This window comes from Promineifilum sp. (SeqCode) (assembly GCF_041918635.1).
Classification (GTDB): domain Bacteria; phylum Chloroflexota; class Anaerolineae; order Promineifilales; family Promineifilaceae; genus Promineifilum.
Genome location: NZ_JAYRVJ010000193.1, coordinates 1 through 8,428 on the forward strand (window position 1 = coordinate 1; position 8,428 = coordinate 8,428).

Annotated in this window: 8 protein-coding genes; 3 read left to right on the forward strand and 5 right to left on the reverse strand. The window is 68.5% G+C overall.

The window, feature by feature from the left end; all coding sequences use genetic code 11:
• Nucleotides 1-971 (reverse strand): serine/threonine-protein kinase (locus ACE3UY_RS06670; protein WP_374686767.1); only part of this gene is annotated, 971 nt, incomplete at its 3' end.
• A 107-nt stretch (nucleotides 972-1,078) separates the two neighbouring features.
• Nucleotides 1,079-3,016 (reverse strand): bifunctional serine/threonine-protein kinase/formylglycine-generating enzyme family protein, encoded by a 1,938-nt coding sequence (locus ACE3UY_RS06675; RefSeq protein WP_374686768.1) that lies wholly within the window; start codon nucleotides 3,014-3,016, stop codon nucleotides 1,079-1,081.
• Between the two features lie 139 nt (nucleotides 3,017-3,155).
• Between ACE3UY_RS06675 and ACE3UY_RS06680 the strand changes: the two genes are divergently transcribed.
• The 3 genes from ACE3UY_RS06680 to ACE3UY_RS06690 are packed head-to-tail and all read left to right on the forward strand — an operon-like array spanning nucleotide 3,156 to nucleotide 5,554.
• Nucleotides 3,156-3,998 (forward strand): DUF3566 domain-containing protein, encoded by an 843-nt coding sequence (locus tag ACE3UY_RS06680; protein WP_374686769.1) that lies wholly within the window; start codon nucleotides 3,156-3,158, stop codon nucleotides 3,996-3,998.
• An 18-nt stretch (nucleotides 3,999-4,016) separates the two neighbouring features.
• Entirely contained in the window at nucleotides 4,017-4,847 is an 831-nt protein-coding gene (locus ACE3UY_RS06685) for a RibD family protein (RefSeq protein WP_374686770.1), read from the forward strand.
• Nucleotides 4,847-5,554 (forward strand): sulfite exporter TauE/SafE family protein, encoded by a 708-nt coding sequence (locus ACE3UY_RS06690; protein ID WP_374686771.1) that lies wholly within the window; start codon nucleotides 4,847-4,849, stop codon nucleotides 5,552-5,554. Before ACE3UY_RS06685 ends, ACE3UY_RS06690 begins: the two co-directional genes overlap by 1 nt.
• A gap of 166 nt (nucleotides 5,555-5,720) precedes the next feature.
• Here the strand turns inward: ACE3UY_RS06690 and ACE3UY_RS06695 are convergent, their stop codons facing one another.
• From ACE3UY_RS06695 to ACE3UY_RS06705, 3 genes are all read right to left on the reverse strand, one after another.
• The gene (locus ACE3UY_RS06695) at nucleotides 5,721-6,656 is read right to left on the reverse strand and encodes a carbohydrate kinase family protein (RefSeq protein WP_374686772.1); all 936 of its coding nucleotides are present in this window, start codon (nucleotides 6,654-6,656) and stop codon (nucleotides 5,721-5,723) included.
• Nucleotides 6,657-6,760: 104 nt separating this feature from the next.
• Nucleotides 6,761-7,588: an energy-coupling factor ABC transporter ATP-binding protein gene (locus ACE3UY_RS06700; protein ID WP_374686773.1), complete on the reverse strand. Its 828-nt coding sequence runs from the start codon at nucleotides 7,586-7,588 to the stop codon at nucleotides 6,761-6,763.
• Nucleotides 7,585-8,428: energy-coupling factor ABC transporter ATP-binding protein (locus ACE3UY_RS06705; protein ID WP_374686774.1), on the reverse strand; the 844-nt coding region annotated here is incomplete at its 5' end. The genes ACE3UY_RS06700 and ACE3UY_RS06705, both read right to left, overlap by 4 nt.

Genomic DNA, 8,428 nt, shown 5'->3' on the forward strand with positions numbered 1-8,428 from the left:
CAGGCCAGCAGCGCCAGCGCCGCGAGTCCCACCAGCACCATCAGCGGCCACGGCCGGGAAGGAGAGTGGGATGTGGCCGATTCAGCCGGCGCGGCCAACCCGTTGGTCAGGTGGGCCGCGGTAACCCGGCCCGCAGCCATGCCGCGGATCAGAGGCGCCGGCGTGGAGGGCTGGAGCGCCGTGCGAAAAGCCTCGGCTGTCTGCAAGCGCTGAGACTTGCTCAGGGCCATTGCCTGGAGGATGGCCTGCTCGGTCAGTGGCCGGATGGCCGGGTTGAGTTGGCGCGGCAGCGGTAGTTGTGTACCTGAGTCGGCCATCATCGCCACGCTCTCCGGCGGCGTCCGGTTGGTCAGCAGCGTATAGAGCGTCGCGCCCAGGGCATAGACGTCGCTGCGGGCGTCCGTCTGGCCCACGCCATACTGCTCCGGCGGGCTGTAGCCGGGCGTCACCGCGCGCAAGGCGGTAGCCGTGCCGCGGTCGGCGGCGAACAGCTTGGAGATGCCGAAGTCAACCAACACAGCCTGCCCCTCGGCGGTAATGATGACGTTGGCTGGTTTCACGTCGCGGTGGATGACCGGCGGGGTGCGTGTATGCAGATAAATCAGCGCGTCACAGACCTGCACAATCCAGGGCAACGCCTCGGCCTCGTCCAGCGGCCCACCGCGCTCCTTGAGCAGCGCCTCTAAACTATTCCCCTCGACAAAGTCCATCACCAGGTATTGCCCCTGATCGGGCACGATGAAATGGTCGCTCACCCGCGGCAGGCTCGGGTGGCTCAACTGCGCTAACAGGATCGCCTCCCCTTCAAAGCGCTCTCGTGCCAGCGGATCGGCGTCAAAGTTTTCCTTGACGGCCACTGGTTTCTTGAGCGACAGGTCCCAGGCGCGATAGACCGCGCCGAAGCCGCCCTGGCCGACCGGCCGGACGATGCGGTAGCGTTTGACAAGTACGTCGCCGGCGTTGAGTGTCACGATGCTCTCCCGATCAAAGAAGGAAGAATCCGCAGATTTCGCAGATTTACAAGGCTTGACAGCGACAATCAGCGTCCCATCAGCGTCATCAGCGGGCTATTTCCTGCTTATTCCGAACCCGCACAGCGGAAGCCGGTGTGGGCGTACTGGTTCTCCGGTAGGCCGGGATGGCGGTGGAAGGTCGTCGCCCACGAGCCTTTGTCCAGGAAGGAGCCGCCGCGCACCACGCGCGCCTCGCCGACGGCCGGCCCGGTCGGGTTGTCGGCTGGCGCGGCGCCGTAGTAAGCGGGGTCGTGCCAATCCTCCACCCACTCCCAGACGTTGCCGGCCATGTCCAGCGCGCCGTAGGGGCTGGCCCCCTGCGGGTACGAGCCGACGGGCGTCGTCCCGCCGACGCAGCCGGACGGCTGCTCCCAGAAGTTCGCCAGGTTGCAGCTCAGCGCCGTGTCGCCCCAGGGGTAGGCGCGGCTGTCTTCACCGCGGGCCGCCTTCTCCCACTCAGCTTCGGTCGGCAGGCGGCGGCCGACGCGCTGGCAATACGCCTTGGCCCCATACCAGCTGACCTGGACGACGGGATGGTTGTCGTAGCCGGCCTTTGGCCCGAAGACGCCGCCCGACTCGGCCAACAGCACTTCGTCATCGGCCATGTCGATCCACGGCACGCCCCCCTGCGACTGGTTGCCCTGTTCGTTGAGGAACGCGGCGTACTGGGCGTTGGTCACCTCCAGCCGGTCGATGCGGAAGGCGTCGAGCGTCACAGTGCGCGCCGGGGCCGCGCCCTCGGTGTCGCCGTCGCTACCCTGGATGAAGGGGCCGGCGGGGACGAGGAGTTGCTCGGTCAGGGGGATGCCGCCGGGCAGCGGCGGGATGGCCGTCGGCGCGGCGGTGGGTGGGATGGTCGGTTCCATGGTCGGCGCGTCCGTCTTGGCCGGCGCCGGGGTGAGCGTTGGCGCTGGCGTGGTGGTGGCCGCCGGCGCGGTCTGCTCGCCCCCGTCGGCGGCGATAGCCAGCGCGGCTGTCGGTTCGGGCGTCGCGCCCTGGCCGCGGTTGCTCCACAGCAGAACGCCCGCCACCGCCAAAACTACCAGCAGCAGCGCGCCGGCCAACCACAGCCAGCCGGGACGGCTAGGCCGGGCGGGGCGTTCCGATGTCACATCAGCGTCAAACGGAGCGTCGAACGTGGCCGCGCGTTGTGTGGTCATGGCGATGGGCGCGCCGGCCGCGGCCGAGGCCCGGCCGGAGGACGTTGGCGTATCAAGCGCCAGCCGCAGGGCCGCCGCGCTCGGCAGGCGCAGGCCGATGTGGGGGTTCATGGCGTCCAGGATGACCGCCTCCATCCCCCGGCTGAGGGCGGGGTTGATCTGGCGCGGCGAGGGCAGGGCGGCGCTGCCGCCGATCAGGTGCACGCTCTCCGGCGGCTCCTGGCCGGTCAGCAGGGCGTAGAAGGTCGCGCCCAGGGCGTAGATGTCGCTGCGCGCGTCCGTCTTGCCCTGGCCGTACTGCTCGGGCGGGCTGAAGCCGGGCGTGATGGCCCGCGCGCCGATGGTGGTGGCCTGGTTGGGGTCGAAGCGCTTGGAGATGCCGAAATCGACCAAAACGGCCCGGCCCTCGGCGGTGATGATGACGTTCTGCGGCTTGATGTCGCGGTGAATAACCGGTGGGGTGCGGCTGTGCAGGTACTCCAGGGCGTCACACAGTTGCCGCAACCAGGGCAGGACTTCGGCCTCGCCCAGCGGGCCGCCCCGCTCGTTCAGCATATCGCCCAGGCTCTTGCCCTCGACGAACTCCATCACCAGGTATTGCCCCTGGCCCGGCACGACGAAGTGGTCGGTGACGCGGGGCAAGCCGGGATGAGAGAGGTTAGCCAGCAGGATAGCCTCCTGCTCGAACTGGCGCTGGGCGGTGGGGCCGGTGTCCAGGTTCTCCTTGACGGCGACCGGCAGCTTGAGCGACGTATCCCAGGCGCGATAGACCGCGCCAAAACCGCCCTGGCCCACCTGCCGGACGATGCGGTAACGATTCTGCAGTACGTCCCCGGTGTTCATCTCGCCACCTCCTGGCTATGACACGCGATAGACGTATGATAGCCAAAAGGGGACGAAAATGACAACTTTGGGACGGAGTTAGCGCCAGGATGTAGGTATGCCGTTTTTGCCCCGGCGCGGATTCGGATAACATAGACTCATGCGCTATGCCATCCGCCGCGTCAATCCCATCTCGGCTCTGCTCTATGGGCTGCTCCTCGGTCTCGTCGGTTCGCTTATCCCCAGCTTCCTACTGGGCTGGCTGGTTCGCGCCGCGCTGCTGCAACTCCAGGGGTGGCTCGCTCGCCTCAACTTCGTCATCCCCCTGCCATTGGGCGAAGGGCTGACGGTCGATCTCGTTCAACTGCTGCAACTCAGCGACACCCAGGCCCGGCTGACGGCGCTGGGGACGCGCGGCGGCGCGCTGATGCTGGCTATCGCCCTGGGCACGGCCGCGGCGGTGATGCTGCTGACGGGGCTGACCGCGGCGGTGGGCGCGCTGCTCTACAACCTGTTCGCCCGCGCCCTGGGCGGCGTGGAAGTGACGCTCGACCCGCTGGACGCGCCCGTTGTCACCCCATCGCCCGCGCCCGTCCGGCCGGCGGCGACCAACAACCGTCCAACAGTCAACGCCCACCCACCCGCGCCGGCCGCGCCGCCGCCCAAGCCCGCTCCAGCTACACCGCCCAAGCCTGTTCCGGCCACGCCGCTCAAGGCCGCGGCTGGGGCCTGGCTCATGCCCGCGGGCGGCGGCGAGCGCCTGACTCTGGGCGATCCGGTGACGCGCATTGGCAGCGCGCCCGACAATGACATCGTCCTGCCCGGCTTATCGCCGCAGCACGCCGAGATCCGCCGCGAGAGCGGGCGCTACCTCATCTATGATCTGGGCAGCCGCCGGACGTGGGTCAACGACGACCAGGTGGCCGCCGTCCACATGCTGAAGGATGGGTTTCGGCTCCAGTTGGGGCAGGTCGAGTATCTGGTCAGCATCCCGGCGGCGTGACGCCGGGCAGGAGCAACGATGGACGCCGACACGATCTGGCAGCTTTACCCGACGCCGGCGCGGGAAACGCCGCTGACCGGCCTTTACCTGCGCCACGATCTGCGCCAACACGGCGCGGCGCTGGGACGCCCCTTCGTCTATACCAACTACGTGACCAGCATTGACGGGCGCATCGCCATCCCGCGATCGGAAGGCAAAGGGATGACGGTTCCCAAGGACACGGCCAACGACCGCGACTGGCGGCTGTTTCAGGAGTTGGCCGTCCAGGCCGACGTGATCATCAGCAGCGGCCGGTATCTGCGCGACTACGCCGAGGGCCAGGCCCAGGAAATCCTGCGCGTCTATGACGACCCGCGCTTTGCAGATCTCGGCCGCTGGCGGGCTGAGCGCGGCCTGCCGCCCTATCCCGATCTGGCCCTGGTCAGCGGCAGCCTCGACTTCTCCGTGCCCGAATTCCTGACGCAGTCCGGCCGGCGCGTGGTCATCCTGACCCACGGCGCGGCCGACCGGGAGCGGGCGCGCCGGCTGGAGAACGAGGCGGGGCAAGTCATCGTGGCTGGCGAGCGGGACGTGAGCGGCCGGCAGGCGGTGGAGGCGCTGGGTCGGCTCGGCTACCGGACGGTCTACATGGCGACCGGGCCGCGCGTCCACCACCTGTTGCTGGCCGACGACGTGCTCGACCGGCTCTACACCACCGTCGCCCACCGCTTGTTGGGCGGCCAGCCGTTCAGCAGTCTGGTCGAAGGGGAGTTGTTGCGACCGGCCATCGGGATGCGGCTCCACGCGCTCTACTTCGATCCGCACGCGCTGGACGGGCTGGGCCAGCAGTTTGCCTGTTACGAGCGGTGATGCTCATCGCGCTGGTCGTCTTCGCCGCGGCGCTGGTTCAGGGGGTGCTGGGCTTCGGTGGAGCGCTCATCGCCATGCCGCTGCTCGTGATGCTGATCGGCGTCAAGACGGCCGCGCCCGCCTTCGCCTTCATCACTGTTCTGGCGACGCTGCTCAACGCCTTCCACTGGCGGGCGCACGTCACCCCGCGCGACCTCATCCAGTTGGGCCTGCCGGCGCTGGTGGGCATCCCGCTCGGCGTCTGGCTGCTCTCGCGGGTCGATGAGGCGCTGGTGACGCGCGCGCTGGGCGCGTCGCTCGTGCTCTACGCCGCTTACGTGCTGCTGGGACTGGCCGTGCCGCCGCCGCGGCGCCGGCTGTGGGCCTATCTGGCCGGCTTCACCTCCGGCGTGCTGACGGGAGCCTACAACACAGGCGGCCCGCCGGTCATCGTCTACGCCACGGCGCGCCGCTGGCCGGCTGACCAGTTGCGCGGCAATTTGCAGACCTACTTCCTGTTCAGCAGCGTCCTGGCTCTGGCGTCGCATGGTCTGGCCGGCCACCTGACGGCGACGGTCTGGCGGACGGCGCTGCTGTTCGCGCCGGCCATGCTGGTGGGGCACTTTCTGGGGGTGCGGCTCTGCCGCTACGTGGACGCCGAGCGCTTTCAACGCCTGGCGCTGCTCTTCTTGCTGGCGATAGGGTTGCAGCTATTGCTCGCGGGCTGAGAATTCGTAGTGAACCGAGGGAGCAAAGGGGATTAGAGGAACACAGAGCGACACGGAGACTACACAGAGAGACACAGAGAAGCAGAGACTTTGCTCTGTGTCTCTCTGTGTCTGCCCTCCGTGTCCCTCTGTGTCGCTCTTATCGATTCGCTCCATTCATTTTTTCCTACAGCTTAAGCTCAGAGCCAAAGCGCTGCAACATGGCGTTGACCTCGGCCACGGTCGGCAGGTTGTGGCCCGTGCCCAACTTTTGCACCTTGGCCGCGCCGGTGGCGTTGCCCAGGTCGCCCAACTGCTCCAGCCCCAGCCCGTTAAGATAGCCATAGATGATGGCCGCGGCCAGGCTGTCGCCCGCGCCGGTCGCGTCGCGGGCGGCCACCGGCAGCCCCGGCGCGATGTGGAGGTCGTCGGCCGTCAGCAGGAAGCAGCCGGCCATGCCTCGCTTAATGACCACCAACTCGCTGCCCCGCGACAGCAGCAGGCGGGCCGAATTGACCGGGTCCACCTCGCCGGACAGGCGGTGGGCCTCATCTTCCGTCGCCAGTAGCACCGTCGCCAGCGCCGCGGCCTCGCTGTGCCAGGCGTTGTCGATCTTGGGGTTGCCAGGGCCGGGATCGAAGAAGGAGGGGACGCCGGCTTCGCGGGCCACGCGCAGCGCGGCCAGGACGATGCCTGGGACACCCTCGTGTTCCGCCCAACCGTCGGCGTAGAGCGCTTCGGCCCCGGCGATGACCGGCCGCCACTCGTCCGGCAGGCTCATCAGTTGCAAGCTGCCCGGAAAGCCCAGATAGGCTGGCTCGCCGCGCTCGTCCAGCAGAACATTGGCGACCGGCGTGCGGGCGTCGGTCGTGACGATGACGCGGGACACGTCTACCCCTTCATCGCCCAGCCCCTCCAGGACGATCTCGCCGACCAGGTCGCGCCCCACCTCGCCCAGCGCGCCGACGGACAGCCCCAGGTGGGCGGCCATGATCGCCACGTTGCACGCCCCGCCCGGCCCCAGCGCCAAATAGGAGACGCGCTGCAAGTCCTTAGGCTCAATCGCCAGTTGTTCGATGCGAATGACGTAGTCCGCCAGGATGTCGCCGAGGATGAAGATCATAGGTTCTCCGTGTTAGCGCGGGGGAGCAGGGGGGCGGGGGAGCTTTTCACTGGCCTACTGAATACTGACCCACTGAACACTGTTCTCTGACCACCGGCCACTTGCTACTTGCTCCCCTGCTCCCCTGCGCCCCCGCTCCCTTTCAGCGTCTCCACAAACCCCTCGACCGTCAGCGGCGCGCGGGGGAGGGCCAGCGCCTGCGCCAGCCGGACGAGCTGCGGCGGCTCGACGTTGGTTGTCGCCAGCAGATCGGCGCGGGTGAACACGTCAGCCGCCGGGCCGTCGGCCAACACCTGCCCGTCGGCCATCGCCACGACGCGGCCGAAGTGGGCCGCGCAGAAGTCAATGTCATGGGTGATGGTGATGACGGTGCGCCCCTCGGCCTTCAGCCCATCCACGATGCGGCCGATGAGGGCCACGCCGCGCGCGTCCTGGCCCATCGTCGGCTCATCGAAGATGACCACCGGCGTGCGCATGGCCAGCACCGAGGCCAGCGTCACCAGTTTGCGCTGCGCCGCGGTCAGGTCATAGGGGTGGGTCTTCGTGTGCTCGACCAATTCGACCATCTCCAGCGCCGCGGTGGCGTCGGCCGCCTGCTCAGCCGGCGTCCGGCCCAGGTGGCGCGGCCCAAAGGCCACTTCTTCGCCCACACTGCGTTCCACGATCTGATCGTCCGGGTTCTGGAAGACATAGCCGACGCGGGCGGCCATCCTGGCCACGGTATGTTCGCGGGTGTCCCAGTCGCCGATCAACACCCGGCCGGTCGTGGGCTTCAGCAGGCCGTTCAGATGCTTGACCAGTGTCGTTTTGCCCGCGCCGTTCTCGCCGACGATGGCTACGGCCTCGCCCGCGTCCAGCCGCAGGGTGACGCCGCGCAGGGCGTGTGTCCCGCTAGGGTAGGTGAAGGTCACGTCCTCGATGACGATATTCATCGGAAGTACTCCACCGCCTCTTCAAGCGTGACAGGCAACTCGCGCCCCGCCGGCCGCAAGCCGGCGCGTTGGGCGGCACGGGCGGCCTGGGTGTAGCGCGTCGGCTCCAGACCGTAGCGCGTCAGTTCCTCCGAGGCCAGGATGTCGCCCGGCGCGCCGTCGGCTACCAGCCGCCCCTCGTGCAGCACGATTACCCGGTCGGCGAAGACGGCCACCCACTCCAATTTCTGCTCGGCCAGCACGACCGTCGCCTCGTCCGTCGCCGCCAGGTCGCGCAGGACGGCGAAGACTTCCTTCGAGCCGATGGGGTCGAGCTGCGAGGTCGGCTCGTCGAGGACGATGACCTGGGGGCGCATGACCAGCACCGAGGCAATGGCGAGCCGCTGCTGTTGGCCGCCGGATAGGGCGAAGGGGGAGCGGTCGGCCAACCCGGCCAGCCCGGCGAAGCGCAGGATGTCGTCGATGCGCGCTTCCATCTCCGCCTTGGGGACACCCAGGTTCTCCAGCCCGAAGGCGATCTCGTCGCGCACGGTGAAGCGCGCTCCGGTGATCTGGTTGAACGGGTTGGCGAAGACCAGGCCGACGTTGCCGGCGATCTGGGCCAGGGTTGAGGCGGGCACGTCGATGCCCGCCACCTGGACGCCGCCAGTCAGCTTGCCCCGGTAGAAGTGGGGCACGAAGCCGGCCAGCGTGTAGCATAGCGTGGACTTGCCCGCGCCATTGGCCCCGATGACGGCGCAGAACTGCCCGGCGGGAACCTCCAACGACAGCCCGGCCAGCGCGGGGGTGGTCGCGCGCGGATAGTGGTAAGTGACGTCGCTCAGCCGGATCACGCGGCAA